Genomic DNA, 18,732 nt, shown 5'->3' with positions numbered 1-18,732 from the left:
TCGGGCGTGAGTCGACGCGCGTCATTCACCCGATCAAACGATCATCCCCGACAACCAGCCGAGCGCCGCGCTCGCGATCACGACGGCCCACGGCGGCACGCGCCAGAACACGAGCGCGACGAATGCGACGAGCGCGGCCGCGAAGTCGCGCGGCGACACGATCGTGTCGCTCCACACCGGGTGATAGAGCGCGGCGAGCAGCAGCCCGACGACCGCCGCGTTCACGCCCGCGAGCGCGGCCTGCATGCGCGTGCTGCGGCGCAGGCGTTCCCAGAACGGCGCCGTGCCCGCGACGAGCAGGAACGACGGCGCGAAGATCGACACCAGCGCGATCGTCCCGCCGAGCCAGCCGTTCGGCGCGTCGCGCAGCGATGCACCGAGGAAGGCCGAGAACGTGAAGAGCGGCCCCGGCACGGCCTGCGCGACGCCATAGCCGGCGAGAAATGCCGAATCGCCGACCCAGCCCGGCGCGACGACGGCCGCTTGCAGCAGCGGCAGCACCACGTGGCCGCCGCCGAACACCAGCGCGCCGGTGCGGAAGAATGCGTCGACGACGGCGAGCGTGTGCGAGCGCAGCGCGCTCGCCGCCACCGGCAGCGCGACGATCAGCGCGGCGAACAGCACGAGCCACAGCACGCCCGCGCGGTGCGACACGTGCAGCGGCAACGGATCGTGGGCGCCGCGCTCGGGCTGCGGCAACAGCATGAGACCGGCGGCGCCTGCCGCGACGATCACGACCACCTGCAGCCACGCGGCCGGGACGAGCAGCGCGATGCAGGCCGCGATCGCCATCAGCGTGACGCGGCGCGCATCCGGACACAGCGTGCGCGCCATGCCCCACACCGCCTGCGCGATCACCGCGACCGACACGATGCGCAACCCGTGCAACGCGCCTGCCGCGACCGGCATGCCCGTCGCGTGGACGCCGAGCGCGAACAGCATCATCAGCAGCGCGGACGGCAGCGTGAAGCCGAGCCATGCGGCGAACATCCCCGCGTAGCCCGCGCGCGACAGGCCGATCGCCATCCCGACCTGGCTGCTCGCCGGCCCCGGCAGGAACTGGCACAGGCCGACGAGATCCGCATAGGCGCGCTCGGTCAGCCAGCCGCGCCGCGTGACGAACGCGTCGCGGAAGTAGCCGAGATGCGCGACGGGGCCGCCGAACGACGTGAGGCCGAGCCGCAGGAACGCGACGAATACGGGCCACGCATGGCGGGACGGAGTGGTGACGGTGGACGTGTTCAAGAGCGGATGCGGGGAGGGCGAACGAGCCGCCACGATAGCGCAATGCGATGACGGCGGGAATGCGGCGTGGCGGCGATTGCGCGGCGTCGTCGGGGTGCGGTCAGTGCGTACCGTCGGACAGGCCGCTCGCGCGGCGCAGCGCGTCGACGTCGACGAGTTCGATTTCGCCGACATGCAGCCGCACGATGCCGTCGGCCTGCAGCGCCTTCAACAGCTGGTTGGTGGTTTGCCGCGTGAGCGACAGCATCGCCGCGAGCTTTTCCTGCGACAGCCGGATGCGCGTGCGGCCGGCGCTGATTCCGCCGTAGCCGTCGGCGATCATCAGCAGCCGCGCGGCAAGCCGCTGCGCGGCCGGCATCACGCTCATCGATTCGACGGTCAGGAAGCTCAGCCGGAGCTTTTGCGCCATCAACAGCGCGAGCTGCCGCCAGTATTGCGGCGTCGCGTCGAGCATCGCGAGCAGCGCGGCCTGCGGGACGTGCAGCAGCAGCGTGTCGTCGAGCGCGATTGCGTCGTGCGTGCGCGGCTGGCCGTCGAACAGCGCGATCTCGCCGAACCATGTGACGGGTTCGGCGACCGTCAGCAGCGCTTCCTTGCCCTGCGGATCGACCGCGCCTATGGTGAGGGAACCGGCCAGCACCGCATACAGCCCGCACGGCGGGTCGCCGCGGCGGAACAGCGCCTGGCCGGCCGGCAGGTGCCGCAACGCGGCGCGGGCGAGCAACGCCTCGCGCAACGCGGGCGGCAGCGCGGCGAACCACGGGTGCGCTTCGAGCTGCGGCAGGTACGGGGCGAGCGGCGAGGGCATGGACACGCGATGTCGGGTAGCTGACAGAGGTTGTCGGGCGTGACGCGCATCATAGCGCCCAATGATCGTTCAGGAGACACCATGAAGACGCTCGAGGATCACCTTTCCCAGTATGCGGCCTACCATCGCGACGCGCGCAACATCGCGACGCATCTGGTCGGCATTCCGATGATCGTGTTTGCGGTCGAGGTGCTGCTGTCACGGCCGGCGATCGGTGTGCTGGTGGGCGTCGCGCTGTCGCCGGCGCTGCTGCTTGCGGTGGCGTTCGCGGTGTTCTACCTGCGTCTCGACCTGCGCTTCGGCTTGGTGATGACCGCGCTGTTCGCGCTCGGCCTGTGGGCCGCGCAGACGCTCGCGGTGCTGCCGACCGCGCAATGGCTCGGGATCGGCATCGGCGCGTTCGTGGTCGGCTGGATCGTGCAGTTCGTCGGGCACTGGTTCGAGGGGCGCAAGCCCGCGTTCGTCGACGACCTGGTCGGCCTGATGGTCGGGCCGCTGTTCGTCGTCGCCGAAGTCGCGTTCTTCGCGGGCCTGCGCGGCGACGTGCGCCGCGAAGTCGAGCGGCGCGCGGGCCCGGTTCACGGCGGCGTGCACTCGCATGTCTGACACGCCGGCCGCGCCGGTCTGCGGGTTCGGCGCATGCTCGACCGATCCGGCCGCCAGGGCCGCCGCGGCCGCCGCGTGGCTCGTGCTCGCCGCATAGGACCCCCGCGCCACACCACGCGCGATGCGCAACGGCTAAGATGCGGGATGCGTCGCACGACAGGACGCGTACGCGGAGCAATCGCCATGGTGGATCGCCCGACTCTCGATGCCTACGAAGCCCATGCCGCGCAATACGCGCAGGACTGGCTCGACCAGGCCGCCCCCGACGACATGTATGCGCTGCTCGAGCAGTATTTCTCGCCGGGGCCGACCGCCGACGTCGGCTGCGGCGCGGGGCGCGACACTGCGTGGCTCGCGTCGCAAGGATTCGACGTGCGCGGCTACGATGCGAGCGCGGCGCTGCTCGCCGAGGCACGCTTGCGTCACCCGTCGCTGACGTTCGAACTGGCCGCGCTGCCGGCGCTCGCGGGCGTGCCGTCCGGCGCGTTTCGAAACGTGTTGTGCGAGACGGTCGTCATGCATCTCGAGCAGGCCGATGCCGCCGCGGCGGCCGCGCGGCTGGCCGCGCTGCTGATGCCCGGCGGCACGTTGTACCTGAGCTGGCGGGTGGCCGGCAACGGCGCGTTGCGCGACGAGCGCGGCCGCTTGTACACACCGCTCGATTCGGCGCGCATGCACGCGGCGCTCGGCCCCGGCATGCACGTGATCGACGAGCACGAGGTGGTCAGCGCGTCGTCGGGCAAGCGCGTGCATCGGCTGATCGCGCGCCGGGACGACGCCATCGATGGCGCCGCATGAGCGCGGCGCGCGAACTCATTCGCGGTTGAGCGCCGCTTCCCAGTTGATGTCGACGCACAGCACCTGCATGCCGGTCGCGGCTGGCGCGGCGATCGATGCGGTCACGCACAGGTGCGCTTCGTTGATCGACAGGTACGGCGGCGTCAGATGCACGCGGCCCGGCGCGCGCATCGCGTGGATGAAGTAGGGGCGGCGCTCCCAGCTCGCGCCTTCCGAATGCAGCAGCGGCCGGAAGCGTTTCGCCCGCTGCGATACGCTGCCGCGCGCGAGCACGTTGTCGCCGATCTGGCGGCCCGATGCGTCGAGCAGGAAGCAGCGCGCGGTTTCCGGCAATCCGAGCACGGCGCCGGCGGCGTCGATCAGCGATTCGCCCGCGACGAGCTTCCGGCTCGCTTCCTCAAGCGCGGCGACATACGGCGCGAGGCGTTCGGCCTGCGTGCGCTCGCGTTGCGCGACGCGCAGCCGCAACGCGGCCGACAGCGTATCCATGCAGCCCGCGGCGGCTTGCGGTTGCACGGGGTCGACGCTCGGCCCCGCGAAGTACTGCCCTTGCACGAAATCGACATCGCATTCGAGCGCGATCAGCGCGTCGCGCTCGGTCGAGAGCCCGCCCATCAGCACGAGCTGGCCGGATTCGTGCAGCAGCGACACGAGCCCCGGCAGCACGCGCTCGAGATGCGAGTGTTCGCTCGCCTGGGCGAGGATCCCGCGGTCGAGCGTGACGATGTCGGGATGCAGGTGCCACACGCGGTCGATGTTCGAATGTTTCGCGCCGAAGCCGCCGAGCGCGATCAGGAAGCCGGCCTTGCGCAGGCCGTCGACGATCGCCGCATAGCGCGGCGTCTCGCCGCCTGCCTGCTCGGGCACTTCGAGCACCACGCGATGCGGCGGCAGGCCGAGCGCCTTCAGGTTCGCGAGCAGCGCGTCGCCGTAGACGGTGTCCATCAGCGCGGCCGGATGCAGGCTCAGGAAGAGCCACTCGTCGTGACTGTCGAACGCGTGGAAGTTGCCGAGATGCAGCGATTCGGCGAGCCGGCCGAGCTCGAGCAGGTCGCCGCGCCGCGCCGCCTGCGTGAACACCTCGTGCGACGCGACCTGGCGGCTGTCCTCGTCGTGCGCGCGCAGCGACGCGTGGTAGCCGATCGCGCGGCGGTGCGACACCGAGAAAACGGGCTGGAACACGCTGAACACGGTGTACGCACCGTACAGCACGGTGCGCCGCTTGCCGTCGTCGCCGGCGACGGGGCGGGGCGGCTGAAAGCCGGGTGGATCGATGTCGATCATGCTCATGATGTCGGCCGAAGGAAGACTGCCAGTTTACCTACAGAATAGGCGAGCAAGAAGCATGCACGGCATCGGGCCCCGTGCGGACGCACCGTCGCGGTCGCCGGGCGCCGCGCGGCGCAGCCATGCTGCACCGACATGGTGCGCGGCGCGCCGTCGTGGGGTTTCCCGGCCCGGCGCGCGTCGTGCGTCACGCGCGCTCGGACGGATCGGTCTTGTGCTGCGCGCGGGCGCGGATCTCGGGCGCGAGCTGCGCGAAGATCCACGCGGACGCGGCCGTGATGATCCCGACGCAGATGAAGGTCGCGTGGAACGCCGGCAGCGTGTTGCTCGGCGTCACGGTGCGCAGCATCCCGGTGAAGGTGGCGAGCAGCGCGCCCGCGACCGTGACGCCGAGGCTCATCGACAGCATCTGCACGAGCGAGAACAGGCTGTTGCCGCTGCTCGCGCCGCCGGTGCCGAGATCCTTCAGCGTCAGCGTGTTCATCGCGGTGAACTGCATCGAGTTGAAACCGCCGAACAGCGCGAGATGGACGACCTTCACCCACACGGGCACCGTGTCGCGCATCAGCGCGAAGCTCGCCATCATCACGCCGACCATGATCGTGTTCACGAGCAGTACCTTGCGGTAGCCGTGCTGCGTGATCAGCCGCGTGATGATCCGCTTCGAGAACATCCCGGCCGCCGCGACCGGCAGCATCATCAGCCCGGCCTCGAATGCCGAATAGCCGAGGCTCACCTGCAGCAGCAGCGGGATCAGGTACGGCATCGCGCCGCTGCCGATCCGCGCGAACAGGTTGCCGAGCAGGCCCACGCTGAACGTGTGGATCTTGAACAGTTCGAGCGAGAAGATCGGCTGCGGCGCGCGCACCGCGTACAGCCCATACGCGACGAAGCACGCGAGGCTCAGGATCAGCAGCACGAGCACGGCCGCGTGCTGCATGCCGAGATCGGCGAGCCCGTCGAGCGACAGCGAGATCGCGACCATCCCGATCGTCAGCAGCAGATAGCCCTTCAGGTCGAAGCGGCCGACGGCCGGGTTGCGCGCGTCGGGCATCGAGTAAAAGGTCGCGACGCAGCCGGCGACGCCGACCGGCACGTTGATCAGGAAGATCCAGTGCCACGACGCGATCTTCACGAGCCAGCCGCCGAGCGTCGGCCCGATCAGCGGACCGATCAGCCCGGGGACCGCGACGAACGACAGCGCGGCCAGGTAGCGTTCGGCCGGGAACGTGCGCAGCACGGCGAGCCGTCCGACCGGTAACAGCATCGCACCGCCCACCCCCTGCACGACGCGGAACACGACGAGCTGCGACAGCGTATGCGCGTTCGCGCACAGCAACGAACCGAGCGAGAACACCAGGATCGCGCTGAAGAACACGCGCCGCGTGCCGAACGTGTCGGCGAGCCAGCCCGAGACGGGAATCATCACCGCCATCGTCAGCGAGTATGCGATCACGACCGACTGCATCCGCAACGGCGATTCGCCGAGGCTCGCGGCCATCGACGGCAGCGCCGTGTTGACGATCGTCGCATCGAGCGTCTGCATGAAGAAGCCCGTCGCAACGAGCCAGAGCATCACGGTGAGGTTCTTTTCGCCGGGAGCGGCGGCGGGCGGGCGTTGGAACATGGGGACGGACCGAGGGCGCGGGACAGCCGCCATTGTAGGCAAAGCCGCCGTCATACGCAGGATGGGCAACGCGTGCGCCGGACGCCCGTCCGTGAACCGGCCGGTACAGTTCAGCCGAAAGTGTCCGCAGGCGTATCTGTCCGTGTGTTGCCGCTGTCCGAAATACTGGTGTCATCGAACCCACGCGACCCGGAGGCAGCCATGCGAGAACTGCGACTCTACGAGATGGACGGCAACGAGCCGGCCGCGCGGTGGCGGATCGTCGATCGCACCGCGCTGCAGGTCGCGGACGGCGATCTGTGGGTGACGATCGAGGGCCGGCCCGACGATCACTGGCTGCGCGCCGGCGAGACGCTGGCGCTGCTGCCCGGCATGCGCGTATGGATCAGCGCGGCGGCGGGCGGCGCGGTGTTCGCGTTCGGCCCGCAGGCGGCGCCGGCCCCGCAGGCCGTGCCAATCGCGTGGCGACGGTTCGCCGCCGCGTGGCGCGGCGGCCGTGGTCAGGCAGCCGCGTCGCTGCCGATGTAGCGCGCGCGGGGCCGGATCAGCTTGCCCTCCGCATATTGTTCGAGCGCGTGTGCGATCCAGCCCGCGGTGCGGCCGGCCGCGAACAGCGTGAACGCGGCGCCGTCCGGCAGCGCGAGCGTGCGTTCCAGCACCGCGAGCGCGAAATCGATCGACGGTCGCAGGCCGGTCGCGGCCTCGACACGCGCGGCGAGCGCACGGGCCATGCGCAGCGGCGTCCGGTCGGGCAGCATCGCGTGCAGCGCATCGAGCAACGCGCGGGCGCGCGGGTCACCGTCGGGATAGAGCGGGTGCGCGAAACCGGACAGCGCGGTGCGCGCACCGTCCGCCCGTTCGTCGTGCGCGACGCGCAGCGCGAGGTAGCGGTCGAGGTCGGCGGCGCGCGCCGCTTCGTCGAGCAGCGCGCCCGCGCGGAACGTCTCGCCGCCGTGGCGCGGGCCCGACAGCGCCGCGAGCCCGCCCGCGATCGCACCGAACAGGTGAGTGCCGGTCGACGCGATGCAGCGTACCGCAAAGGTCGACGGGTTCAGTTCATGATCGGCGCACAGCACGAGCGCGCGGCGCAGCAGGTCGGCTTCGTCGCGTCGCCGCAGCCGCCATGCCGCGGCGAGCTGCCGATGCACGGGGGCGTCGCCCGGCGCGATGCCGGCCAGCGCGGCCGTCGTCACGCGCAGCAGCAGCGTGGCCGCGTCGAACTGCGCGTCGCGCCCCTGCGCCCACAGGCGCGGCAGCGACGCGGCCGCGGCGGGGAGCAACACCAGCGTGCGCTCGAGCGGCGCGAGATGTGCCCAGCGGCGAGCCCAGTCGTCCCACTGCGCGGTGTCGAATCCGGTCGACGCGAGCGATGCCGCGCCAAGCCGCGCGGGCGGACAATCCCACAGCAGCGCGGCCGTTTTCTCGAGCGTCGCGTCGTTCGCGAGTGCGATCGCATCGGTGCCGCGATAGTGCAGGCGGCCGTCGGCGATCTGCGTGATCCGCGATTCGAGCACGGGCACGCCCCAGTCGAGCGAGCGTTCGGCGACGCCGCCCGCGCGTTTCGCGTCGGCGCGGCGGCGTGCGAGCAGGCGCACCTCGTCCGCGTCGTAGCGGCGGCGCTTGCTCGCGCCGTCGGGCAGCGAGTGCAGCAGGCCGCGGCTCACATACGCGTAAAGGGTGCTCACGCTGACACAGAGGATGTCGGCGGCTTCCGGCGCGCTGAGGGACGTCATGCCGATCGCTCCTGTCGGGGCGCATGAAGCGCGGCCCGGCTACAACTATTCGTTATGCATTGATTCGCGCAATCAAGATTGATCGCGCCCGTCGCGAATTCTAGACTCGAATCCGTCTCCTCAACGGTTCGCTTCCACCATGACACCCGAACTCGCATTGACCCGCTTGTGGCAACTCGCGCACGGCGAACCCGGCGCGCTGGCCCGCGCGGCCGTGACGGGGCAGGACCCGACGCTGCCGTCGACGTTTCACGTCGGCACGCTCGCCGCGGCGACGATCGCGGCAGCAGGGCTCGCGGCGGCGGAATGCCACCGGCTGCGCACGGGCATCGCGCAGCGCGTCGACGTATCGATGCGCGACGCGCTCGTCGCCTTTCGCAGCGAACGCTATTTGCGCGTGGACGACGGCCTGCCGCCCGAGCCGCGCCATCCGGTGACGGGCTTCTACGACACGCGCGACGGACGCTGGATCCAGCTGCATGCGAACTTTCCGCATCACCTGCACGGGATTCTCGACGTGCTCGGCTGCGGCCCGCAGCGTGACGACGTTGCGGCCGCGATCCGCACATGGGACGGCGCGGCGCTCGATACCGCGCTGGCCGAGGCCGGCCTGTGCGCGGCATTGATCAGAACCCCTGACGAATGGGCGGCGCACGACCAGGCACGCGCGCTCGCGTCGCTGCCGTTGTTCGAGATCGAGCGGATCGGCGACGCGCCCGTCGAGGCGATCGGCCGCGGCGAGCCCGACCAGCCGCTCGCGGGCGTGCGCGTGCTCGATCTCACGCGCATCATCGCGGGGCCGGTCGCGGGCCGCACGCTGGCATCGCACGGTGCGCAGACGCTGCTCGTCAACGGTCCGCACCTGCCGAACATCGCATCGCTCGTGATCGACAACGGGCGCGGCAAGCATTCGACGTGGATCGACCTGCGCGAGGCGGCCGGCGTTGCCACGCTGCGCGAACTCGCACGCGACGCCGATGTATTCCTGCAGGCCTATCGCCCCGGCGCGCTCGCGGCGCGCGGGTTCTCTCCGCAGGCGCTGGCGGAATTGCGGCCCGGCATCGTGTGCGTGTCGGTATCCGCGTACGGGCATGCGGGGCCGTGGTCGATGCGGCGCGGCTTCGACAGCCTCGTGCAGTCGGCGAGCGGTATCGCCTGGCACGAGCAGCATGCCGCGCACGCGGACGGCCCGCGCCATCTGCCGTGCCAGGCGCTCGATCATGCGACGGGTTATCTCGCGGCGTTCGGCGCGATGATCGCGCTCGCGCGCCGTGCGACGGAAGGCGGGAGCTGGCACGTGCGGCTGTCGCTCGCGCAGACGGGGCGCTGGCTGCAATCGTTCGGCACGGTGCCGGACGGCCTGCATGCACCGGATTTCACGTTCGACGACGTGCGCGACCGGATCGACCGGACCGCTTCGCCGTTCGGCGTGATCGATGCCGTGCGTCCGGCCGAACGCCTGTCGGCGACGCCGCCGCGATTCACGCGGCCGCCCGTGCCGCTCGGCACGGACGAAGCGCGCTGGCGATGAGCGCGGGCGGCGCCGCGCGCATTACTTGCGCAGCTCGACGACGAAGTCGTAGTAGTCGTTGCGGCAGTAGGTATCGGTGAGCTCGATCGCGCGCTGGTCGGCCGTATAGCCGATTCGCGTGATCAGCAGCAGCGCGTCGTGCGGCGCGATGCCCATCTGCTGCGCGATCTCGTCGGTCGCGTTGACCGCGCGGAAATGCTGCAGCGCGCGCACGATCGGCGTGCCGCGTGCTTCGAGATAGCTGTACAGCGACCCGCCGATCGCTTGCGGATCGGGAATCAGCGTGGCGGGAAACGTCGAGTTCTCGACGGCCATCACGATGCCGTCGGCGAGGCGCAGACGTTTCAGCCGTGTAACCGACGCGGCCGGCGACAGGCCGAGCTGGATGACTTCGTCGCGGTTCGCCGGCTGAATCTCGCGTTCGAGCCACTGCGAGCTCGGCTTGAAGCCACGGCGCTCGAGCATCTCGCTGAAGCTCGACAGCCGCGACAGCGGATCCTCGTAGCGCGGCTGGATGAAGTTGCCGGCGCCTTGCGTGCGGCGGATCAAGCCCTGCTCGACGAGCAGCGCGATCGCCTTGCGCGCGGTGATGCGCGACACGCCGAGCGCTTCGGACAGCACGCGTTCGGACGGCAGCGCCTCGCCGGCCGCCCAGCGATTGTCGTGGATCGCGTCGCCGAGCTTGCGGGCGAGCTGCAGGTAGAGCGGCGTATCGTTCTCGGGGTCGGGGCGCAGGTCCTGCCAGCGGTCGTCCGTGGGTGCCTTCATGGAATGGGTATCGATCAGATTGCCGGCCATTCTAAGTCATCATGCGGCGCCGTTATATCCGGTTTTTGCCGTGCAGCAGGTGGACGCCGCACCGATTGACTACACTGATGCGTCGTATTCGATGCTACGGCCGCGGGTGCGCGGCCACCAATCCGCAGCGAGGAGCGCATGACAGACACGATCGCCACGGTCGTCCTGCCGGACGGCGAGACCATTCCGAAGCTCGGCCTGGGCACATGGGAAATGGGCGAGCGGCCCGCGCGTCGCGCGGACGAGATCGCCGCATTGCGCGAAGGTATCGCGCTCGGGATGACGCTGGTCGATACCGCAGAGATGTACGGCGACGGCGCGACCGAGGTGCTCGTCGGGGAGGCGCTGACCGGATTGCGCGACGGCGTGTTCCTTGTCAGCAAGGTGTATCCGCATCATGCGAGCCGGCGGGGCGTCGTCGCCGCGTGCGAAGCGAGCCTCAAGCGTTTGCGTACCGACCGTCTCGACCTGTACCTGCTGCACTGGCGTGGTTCGGTGCCGCTCGAGGAGACGGTCGAAGGATTCGAGGCGCTGCGGCGCTCGGGCAAGATCCGCCATTGGGGTGTCAGCAACTTCGATACGGCCGACATGGCGGAACTCGTCGACGAGGCGGGCGGCGGCGCGTGCGCGACCAACCAGATCCTCTACAACATCGCGCGGCGCGGCCCGGAATTCGATCTGCTGCCATGGCTTGCCAAGCATCGGATGCCGGCGATGGCATACAGCCCGGTCGATCACGGGCGGCTGCCGAAGCGTTCGCCGCTTGACGAGATCGCGCGGCAACGCGGTGTGTCGGTGATGCGCGTCGCGCTTGCCTGGGTGCTCGCGCGGCCGGGTGTATTCGCGATCCCGAAGGCATCGCGGATCGAACATGTCCGCGACAATCGCGCGGCGCTCGATCTCGTGTTGAGCGATGACGAGCGCGCGCAGCTCGACGGCTATTTCCGTCCGCCGCGCAGCAAGCGCGCGCTCGAAATGCTCTGACCGTAGCGGGTCAGGCGATGCGTCGATCAGTGGCCATGGCCACCGGCCGATCCGCCGTTGCCGCCGGCGCCGCCATTGCCGTTCCCGACACCGTTGGCACCGCCGTTGCCGGCGCCGCCGCTCCCGTTGCCATTACCGTTGCCGCCGCCGTTGCCGTGGCCACCGTTGCCGCTGCCGCCGCCGGTGCCGCTGCCGCCGCCGGTGCCGCTGCCGCCGCCGGTGCCGCTGCCGCCGCCGGTGCCGCTGCCGCCGCCGGTGCCGCTGCCGCCGCCGTTGCCGCTGCCGCTGCCGCTGCCGCCGCCGTTGCCGTTGCCGCTGCCGCTGCCGCTGCCGCCGCCGTTGCCGCTGCCGCCGCCGTTGCCGCTGCCGCCGCCGTTGCCGTTGCCGTTGCCGCTGCCGCTGCCGCCACCGTTGCCGCTGCCGCCACCATTACCGTGACCGCCGTTGCCGCCGTTGCCGCCGTTGCCGCCGGTACCGCCGCTGCCGCCACCACCGTTGCCACCGCCGCTGCCACCGCCGGTACCGCCACCATTGCCGTGACCGCCGTTGCCACCGCCGGTACCGCCGCTGCCGCCGCCACCGTTGCCACCGCCGCTGCCACCGCCGGTACCGCCACCATTGCCGTGACCGCCGTTGCCACCGCCGGTACCGCCACCGCTGCCGCCGCCGTTGCCGCTGCCGCCACCATTACCGTGACCGCCGTTGCCGCCGCCGCTGCCGCCACCATTACCGTGACCGCCGTTGCCGCCGCCGGTACCGCCGCCGCTGCCGCCACCATTACCGTGACCACCACCGCCGCCGCCGCTACCGCCGCTGCCGCCGCCGTTACCACCGCCCCCATGCCCACCCGAGGAGCCGCCGCCCGAGGAGCCGCCGCCCGAGGAGCCGCCGCCCGAGGAGCCGCCGCCCGAGGAGCCGCCGCCCGCGGAGCCGCCGCCCGAGGAGCCGCCGCCCGAGGAGCCACCGCCCGAGGAGCCGCCGCCCGAGGAGCCGCCGCCCGAGGAGCCGCCGCCCGAGGAGCCGCCGCCCGAGGAGCCGCCGCCCGAGGAGCCACCACCCGAGGAGCCGCCACCCGAGGAGCCGCCACCCGAGGAGCCACCACCCGAGGAGCCACCACCCGAGGTACCACCACCCGAGGTACCACCACCCGAAGTGCCGTTACCCGAGGTCCCGCCGCCTTTACCCCCGTTGCCCGATGCACCGCCGCTACGACCTGTTCCGCTCGTACCACCGGATGTCGCCCCGATCGATCCACCGACGCCCGCAGGCCCGACGGCGCCGCTTCCGCCATTCCCGCTGTTCCCCGGACTGCTACCGCCAGAGGTACTTCCGGCACCGCTGCCCACAGCGCCGCGGCCGGCATATATGTGTACCGCGCAAGCAGCCGGACCGGCGGCGCAGGACGCCGAGTCCTCGGCGAGCATCATGACGGGGTCTGCGCTGGTGGTCGGGTCGGACGCGACGTCGGGCATCGAGTCCTGAGCAATCGCGTAGGAACAGCAGCACGCAAACGCGGCTGCGGCCAGCAGGGTCGTGCGATAGCACCGTCCCGCCGTGCGGGACCATTGATTCGTTCTGCTCATTATTGATCTCCCCGATGCGCGCGATGCCTCGTCACGCGCGACCATCAACGTGTGATGCAGGGGACCAGCAACGATGCATTGTCGTATCGGCGGCCGATGCGTGTCGGACTGGCGTCGGAGGCCAGCCGGGAACACGAATCGGCCCGCGGGCCCGCCGTGCGAATCTCTAACTGCGAGATTCGTGCCAACGGCCGGCCATGTCCGTGGCGCAAGGCGCGCACGTATCGCGTGACAGCGCGTGATACGCCGTCGTGAGCTTTTTGTTTCCGAAATGAAACGTCTGACTAGTTCTATCGCGCCGTCGTGTCGGCAGCGCGCGGCCAGCGGTGGCAGAGGATCGACGCGATCCAGGCGACGAGAAACAGCGCGACGATGCCGTAACCGATCGCGCCGAAGCGCGCGCCAAGCGCGTCGAGCACATCGCGTACGGGGCCCGTCAGCGACAGCTTGTCGGCGAGCAGGCCGGCGGCTTCGATCCCGCCGACCGCCAGTGCGACGGCCGCCGACAGCAGCGTGATGCTCGCGTTATAGAGCAGCTTGCGCCGCGGATCGTCCATCGCCCAGCCGTACGCATGGATCATCAGCACATTGTCGGTCGAGTCGATCAGCGTCATGCCGGCCGCGAACAGCGCGGGAAACAGCATGATCGAATGGATCGGCAGCGCGTGGCTCGCCTGCGTGGCCGCGATCGCGAGCAATGCGATTTCTGTTGCAGTATCGAAACCGAGGCCGAACAGCACGCCGACCGGATACATGTGCCAGCTTCTCGACACGAACCGGAACAGCGGGCGCAGCAGCCGCGATACGATGCCGCTCGCGCGATGCGTGTGCGCGGCGCCGTGAGCCGCGTCCGGTGCGCCGCGATAGCGCCGCCACACGTCGCGCAGGATCGCCAGGTTCATGCACGCGAGCACGAGCAGGAAGGTCGCGGACACCGCCGTGCCGATCGTGCCGCCGATCTCGCGGAATGCGTCGAAGCGGTCGCGCAGCGCGAACGCGCTCAGCGCGATGCCGAGCGTCGCGACGACCACGATCGTCGAGTGGCCGAGCGAGAAGAACAGGCCGACCGTCACCGGACGCTGGCCGTCCTGCATCAGCTTGCGCGTCGCGACGTCGATCGCGGCGATGTGATCGGCGTCGACCGCATGACGCAGCCCGAGGCCGTACGCGATCGCGGCGGTGCCCAGCAGCAGCGGATGGTCGTGCAGCACCGCGAGCGCCCACAGCCAGACGGCGACATTTGCGGCGATGAGGCCGGCATACAGCATCAGCAGTCGGCGCAGGGCAGGGGTGGGCGGCATCGGGGTGGTTCCATCGGACGAATCGCGATGCATTGTGGCATGCGCAAAAATGGCCTGGCGTGCCGATCAAAAACGGCGTCGGGGCGTCGGCCACCCAGCCGTGCCGCGTTGGACGGATGAAAAAAAGGCCCGTCCGGAACCGGACGGGCCTGAGGTCTGCGCGCAGCAGGGCGCGCACCCCGCGCTTACTTCACTTTCGCGTTGATCACGCCTTCCGACACGTTCGCCGGCGTTTCCGCGTACTGCTTGAACTCCATCGTGTACGTCGCACGACCTTGCGTCGCCGAGCGCAGCGACGTCGAATAGCCGAACATCTCGGCAAGCGGCACCTCGGCACGCACCAGCTTGCCGCCGCCGCCCGCGATGTCCTCCATCCCCTGCACGATGCCGCGCCGGCTCGACAGGTCGCCCATCACGTTGCCCATGAAGTCCTCGGGCGTTTCGACCTCGACCGCCATCATCGGCTCGAGCAGCACCGGCTTCGCGCGGCGCATCGCTTCCTTGAATGCCATCGAGCCGGCCATCCGGAACGCGTTTTCGTTCGAGTCGACGTCGTGGTACGAGCCGAACGTCAGGTGCACCTTCACGTCGACGACCGGGTAGCCCGCGAGCACGCCGCTCTTCAGCGTTTCGATGATGCCCTTGTCGACGGCCGGGATGAATTCGCGCGGAATCACGCCGCCCTTGATCTCGTCGAGGAACTCGTAGCCCTTGCCGGGGTTCGGCTCCAGCGTGATCACCGCATGCCCGTACTGGCCGCGCCCGCCCGACTGCTTGACGAACTTGCCTTCGACATCGGCCGCCGTCGTGCGCACCGTCTCGCGATACGCGACCTGCGGCTTGCCGACCGTCGCCTCGACGCCGAACTCGCGCTTCATCCGGTCGACCAGGATTTCGAGGTGCAGCTCGCCCATCCCCGAGATGATCGTCTGGCCGGATTCCTCGTCGGTCTGCACGCGGAACGACGGATCTTCCTGCGCGAGACGGTTCAGCGCGAGGCCCATCTTTTCCTGGTCGGCCTTCGTCTTCGGCTCGACCGCCTGCGAGATCACCGGCTCCGGGAATTCCATCTTCTCGAGGATGATCGGCTTGGCCGGATCGCACAGCGTGTCGCCCGTCGTCGCTTCCTTCAGGCCGACCGCTGCCGCGATGTCGCCCGCGCGCACTTCCTTGATTTCCTTGCGCTCGTTCGCGTGCATCTGCAGGATCCGGCCGAGCCGCTCCTTCTTGTCCTTCGTCGCGTTCAGGACCGTGTCGCCCGATTCGACGACGCCCGAATACACGCGGAAGAAGATCAGCTGGCCGACGAACGGGTCGGTCATGATCTTGAACGCGAGCGACGAGAACGGCTCGTCGTCGCTCGGATGACGTTCCGCCGGCTTCTCCGGATCGTGGAAGTCGTGGCCGAGGATCGCGGGCACGTCGACCGGCGACGGCAGATAGTCGATCACCGCGTCGAGCATCGCCTGCACGCCCTTGTTCTTGAACGCGCTGCCGCACAGCATCGGCACGATCTCGTTCGCGATCGTGCGCTGGCGCAGCGCGGCCTTGATCTCGTCCTCGGTCAGCGATTCATGGTCGTGCAGGTACTTCTCGAGCAGTTCCTCGCTGGCTTCCGCGGCGGCTTCGACCATCTTCTCGCGCCATTCGTGCGCGAGCTCGACGAGATTCGCCGGGATGTCCTCGTACGTGAATTTCACGCCCTGGCTTTCGTCGTCCCAGACGATCGCCTTCATCTTCACGAGATCGACGACGCCCTGGAAATGATCTTCCGCGCCGATCGGAATCTGGATCGGCACGGCGACGCCCTTCAGGCGCTCGCCGATCTGGCGCTGCACGCGGAAGAAGTCCGCGCCGATGCGGTCCATTTTGTTGACGAACGCGATGCGCGGCACCTTGTACTTGTTCGCCTGGCGCCACACGGTCTCGGATTGCGGCTGCACGCCGCCGACCGAGTCGTAGACCATGCACGCACCGTCGAGCACGCGCATCGAGCGCTCGACCTCGATCGTGAAGTCGACGTGCCCGGGGGTGTCGATGATGTTGATCCGGTGTTCCGGATAGTTGCCGGCCATGCCCTTCCAGAAGGCCGTGGTCGCGGCCGACGTGATCGTGATGCCGCGTTCCTGCTCCTGCTCCATCCAGTCCATCGTGGCCGCGCCGTCGTGCACTTCACCGATCTTGTGGCTCACGCCGGTGTAAAACAGGATGCGCTCGGTCGTCGTGGTCTTGCCGGCATCGATGTGAGCACTGATCCCGATATTGCGATAGCGCTCGATGGGGGTTTTGCGGGGCACGTGAACCTCCTGGTGGTTCGGATCGTAAGCGGGCCGGTTGCACCGGCCCGGGCTGGAACTAGCGAGATTTAAAGCATAGCGCTTGTCCGTGGCTTTTGCAGATGCGGGCACCATTGGCCGAATCAAGGCGCGCGTCGGCGTCGGCCGGCGAAAAAAAACCGGCGCCCAACACAAGAATGGGCGGCCGGCTTCGGTCGACGTGCGGCGGCGCCGCGGCAATGGCCGTTACTGGGCCTTGGGCAGGCCTTCGAGCTTCATGCCCGGCTTGATGCCCTTCGCCGCGAACCAGCCCTTGCTCATTTCGAGCGCATAGACGCCGTTGTTGCGCGGGCAGTGGTTGTCGGTCGTCTCGGCCTTCATCTCGTCGATGTCGGTAATCGTGCCGTCCGCGCGAATGAACGCGATCGACAGCGGGATCAGCGTGTTCTTCATCCAGAAGCAGTGCACGGCGTTCTCGTTGAACACGAACAGCATGCCTTCGTTCGGCGCGAGCTGCGACCGGTACATCAGCCCCTGTTCGCGGTCAGCGTCGTTCGCGGCGACGGCCGCGTCGATCACGTACATGCCGGCGCGCAGCTTCGCGCGCGGGAACTCGCTCGGCTGCTTGGCGCCGGGCGGCATCTGCGCGTGGGCGGTCTGCATGCCGAGCGCGAGGACGGCGAGCGCGGCGGGAAACACGGCGGCGCGCGCAAGGCGGCCGAGCGACGAGCGCAGGGAGAATCGCACAGCAGGGCTCCTATCGGGAAAACGAGACCCGCATGGTACGCGAAGCGCGCCGGCGGGCACAAAAAAGAAAAAGGCAGATCGCCTCGCGGTGATCTGCCTTTCAACGCCGTAAGAACGGCAAGACTGCGTGTTCTTGACTGCGTTATTACAGCTTGCTTACTTAGTTCGAAGCAGCTGCCGGTGCTTCGGCTTCGCTAGCTGCCTTCTTGGCTGCGTGGTGCTTCTTGGCAGCGTGGTGCTTCTTGTGCGTTGCCTTCTTAGCCGGTGCCGAAGCAGCTTCTGCCGGAGCAGCAGCAGCCGGAGCAGCCGGAGCCGAAGCTTGTGCGAAAGCAGCCGTTGCGAAGAGGCCAGCGACCAGAGCAGCGATCAGTTTGTTCATGTTGTGTTCCTCAGCTTTAGTTAATTAACCAAATGACCCGGCAATAGGAGTCATGTCGTCTAACGGTGCCATCCACCTTTCGGTTGACAGACGCTTCGAGAAATTTCTCATTGCGCTGCGGGCGCCGAATCGTATTCGATGAAAACGTCGCTTTCGTGACGCAAACACGGATTCGGCTGCCAATGCCGGATAGCTAAGGTTGGCATCTGCGTGGTTTAACGCGCGATCTTCGCAGGCGGTTGACGAAAAAGATGACGAAAAATTCGCGCGGCCGGAATGCGTCATTCAGCGCGTGCGAAACCATCCCACGGGGCGCGCGGCGGCAGCGCGATTGTTTCGCCCGGTGCAATGCCGAGCGCGAATATGTCGAGCGCGCCAATGCCGACGCGCACGAGACGCAACGTCGGGAAACCGATCGCGGCGGTCATGCGCCGCACCTGCCGATTCTTGCCTTCGGTGATCGCGAGTTCGATCCACGTGGTCGGGATCGCGGCGCGATAGCGGATCGGCGGATTGCGCGGCCACAGCGTGTCGGGCGGTTCGATGAATTCGGCGCGGCACGGGCGCGTCACGTAGTCGCCGAGATCGACGCCGCGCGCGAGCGCCTTCAGGTCGGCCGGGCCCGGCGCGCCGTCGACCTGCGCCCAGTAGCGCTTGACGAGCTTGTGGCGCGGCTCGGCGATGCGCGCCTGCAGCGCGCCGTCGTCGGTGAGCAGCAGCAGGCCCTCGCTGTCCGCGTCGAGCCGGCCGGCCGGGTAGACGCCGGGTGCTTTCACCCAGTCGCCGAGCGACGGCCGCGTCTCGTGCGCGGAAAACTGGCAAATCGTGCCGAACGGCTTGTTGAGGGCGATCAGGGTCATGTCGAGGCGCCCGCCCGACGTGCCGCGGGAAGCGGGACGGGCGGTCTATGGCAAATGGCGGAATCTTAATGCATAATACGGAACGGCAAGTCCTCTGTCTTATATAAGACATAAGGGAAGACTTGATACGCAGCGTCGCGCTTCGTGCCGCCGGCCCCGGTTGGGGCGC

The 18,732-nt window shown here is 69.1% G+C and carries 17 protein-coding genes; 5 read left to right on the top strand and 12 right to left on the bottom strand.

Features of this window, described 5'->3' with window-relative positions; all coding sequences use genetic code 11:
• Positions 1-33: 33 nt before the first annotated feature.
• Both chrA and ACV22V_RS11895 read right to left on the bottom strand, forming a co-directional pair.
• Positions 34-1,245 (bottom strand): chromate efflux transporter, encoded by a 1,212-nt coding sequence (chrA, locus tag ACV22V_RS11900; RefSeq protein ID WP_448013964.1) that lies wholly within the window; start codon positions 1,243-1,245, stop codon positions 34-36.
• A gap of 100 nt (positions 1,246-1,345) precedes the next feature.
• Positions 1,346-2,053: a Crp/Fnr family transcriptional regulator gene (locus ACV22V_RS11895; protein ID WP_059527781.1), complete on the bottom strand. Its 708-nt coding sequence runs from the start codon at positions 2,051-2,053 to the stop codon at positions 1,346-1,348.
• Between the two features lie 81 nt (positions 2,054-2,134).
• Here ACV22V_RS11895 and ACV22V_RS11890 point away from each other — a divergent pair, with 81 nt between their 5' ends.
• Positions 2,135-2,659: an Mpo1 family 2-hydroxy fatty acid dioxygenase gene (locus ACV22V_RS11890; protein ID WP_448013963.1), complete on the top strand. Its 525-nt coding sequence runs from the start codon at positions 2,135-2,137 to the stop codon at positions 2,657-2,659.
• Between the two features lie 183 nt (positions 2,660-2,842).
• Positions 2,843-3,457: a class I SAM-dependent methyltransferase gene (locus tag ACV22V_RS11885; protein WP_059690566.1), complete on the top strand. Its 615-nt coding sequence runs from the start codon at positions 2,843-2,845 to the stop codon at positions 3,455-3,457.
• A 15-nt stretch (positions 3,458-3,472) separates the two neighbouring features.
• On the opposite strand, the gene ACV22V_RS11880 is transcribed toward ACV22V_RS11885, so the two are convergent.
• The gene (locus ACV22V_RS11880) at positions 3,473-4,747 is read right to left on the bottom strand and encodes an EAL domain-containing protein (protein WP_059527773.1); all 1,275 of its coding nucleotides are present in this window, start codon (positions 4,745-4,747) and stop codon (positions 3,473-3,475) included.
• A gap of 184 nt (positions 4,748-4,931) precedes the next feature.
• Positions 4,932-6,371 carry a multidrug transporter subunit MdtD gene (gene mdtD, locus ACV22V_RS11875; RefSeq protein WP_059527770.1) on the bottom strand — a complete coding sequence of 480 codons (1,440 nt, stop codon included), beginning with the start codon at positions 6,369-6,371 and terminating at the stop codon, positions 4,932-4,934.
• Positions 6,372-6,572: 201 nt separating this feature from the next.
• On the opposite strand from mdtD, the gene ACV22V_RS11870 reads away from it, so the two are divergent.
• Positions 6,573-6,899, top strand: a complete 327-nt coding sequence (locus tag ACV22V_RS11870; RefSeq protein ID WP_448013960.1) for a DUF2917 domain-containing protein — start codon at positions 6,573-6,575, stop codon at positions 6,897-6,899.
• On the opposite strand, the gene ACV22V_RS11865 is transcribed toward ACV22V_RS11870, so the two are convergent.
• Positions 6,872-8,104 carry a citrate/2-methylcitrate synthase gene (locus ACV22V_RS11865; protein WP_448013958.1) on the bottom strand — a complete coding sequence of 411 codons (1,233 nt, stop codon included), beginning with the start codon at positions 8,102-8,104 and terminating at the stop codon, positions 6,872-6,874. The genes ACV22V_RS11870 and ACV22V_RS11865 overlap by 28 nt on opposite strands.
• A 139-nt stretch (positions 8,105-8,243) precedes the next feature.
• On the opposite strand from ACV22V_RS11865, the gene ACV22V_RS11860 reads away from it, so the two are divergent.
• A complete protein-coding gene (locus ACV22V_RS11860) occupies positions 8,244-9,635 on the top strand; it encodes a CoA transferase (RefSeq protein WP_448013956.1) in 1,392 nt (463 codons plus the stop codon).
• Between the two features lie 21 nt (positions 9,636-9,656).
• Here the strand turns inward: ACV22V_RS11860 and ACV22V_RS11855 are convergent, their stop codons facing one another.
• The gene (locus tag ACV22V_RS11855; protein ID WP_059528318.1) at positions 9,657-10,403 is read right to left on the bottom strand and encodes a GntR family transcriptional regulator; all 747 of its coding nucleotides are present in this window, start codon (positions 10,401-10,403) and stop codon (positions 9,657-9,659) included.
• 168 nt (positions 10,404-10,571) lie between these two features.
• On the opposite strand from ACV22V_RS11855, the gene ACV22V_RS11850 reads away from it, so the two are divergent.
• Positions 10,572-11,417 (top strand): aldo/keto reductase, encoded by an 846-nt coding sequence (locus ACV22V_RS11850; protein WP_448013954.1) that lies wholly within the window; start codon positions 10,572-10,574, stop codon positions 11,415-11,417.
• 26 nt (positions 11,418-11,443) lie between these two features.
• On the opposite strand, the gene ACV22V_RS11845 is transcribed toward ACV22V_RS11850, so the two are convergent.
• The 6 genes from ACV22V_RS11845 to ACV22V_RS11820 form a co-directional block, all read right to left on the bottom strand.
• Positions 11,444-13,000, bottom strand: a complete 1,557-nt coding sequence (locus ACV22V_RS11845) for a hypothetical protein (protein ID WP_448013953.1) — start codon at positions 12,998-13,000, stop codon at positions 11,444-11,446.
• A 290-nt stretch (positions 13,001-13,290) separates the two neighbouring features.
• Positions 13,291-14,301: a HoxN/HupN/NixA family nickel/cobalt transporter gene (locus ACV22V_RS11840; RefSeq protein ID WP_448013951.1), complete on the bottom strand. Its 1,011-nt coding sequence runs from the start codon at positions 14,299-14,301 to the stop codon at positions 13,291-13,293.
• A 185-nt stretch (positions 14,302-14,486) separates the two neighbouring features.
• Positions 14,487-16,598: an elongation factor G gene (fusA, locus tag ACV22V_RS11835; protein ID WP_448013949.1), complete on the bottom strand. Its 2,112-nt coding sequence runs from the start codon at positions 16,596-16,598 to the stop codon at positions 14,487-14,489.
• A 225-nt stretch (positions 16,599-16,823) separates the two neighbouring features.
• Positions 16,824-17,324 (bottom strand): DUF192 domain-containing protein, encoded by a 501-nt coding sequence (locus ACV22V_RS11830; RefSeq protein WP_059465624.1) that lies wholly within the window; start codon positions 17,322-17,324, stop codon positions 16,824-16,826.
• A gap of 160 nt (positions 17,325-17,484) precedes the next feature.
• Complete coding sequence (locus ACV22V_RS11825) at positions 17,485-17,703, bottom strand: hypothetical protein (RefSeq protein ID WP_072444916.1); 219 nt, start codon at positions 17,701-17,703, stop codon at positions 17,485-17,487.
• Positions 17,704-17,984: 281 nt separating this feature from the next.
• On the bottom strand, positions 17,985-18,563 hold the full coding sequence (locus ACV22V_RS11820) for a pseudouridine synthase (RefSeq protein WP_059527744.1): 579 nt from the start codon (positions 18,561-18,563) through the stop codon (positions 17,985-17,987).
• Positions 18,564-18,732 lie beyond the last annotated feature (169 nt).

This window comes from Burkholderia sp. AW33-5 (genome assembly GCF_053427615.1).
The sequence above is the reverse complement of the archived record's forward strand: the minus strand, read 5'-3'. Positions and strand labels throughout refer to the sequence as shown.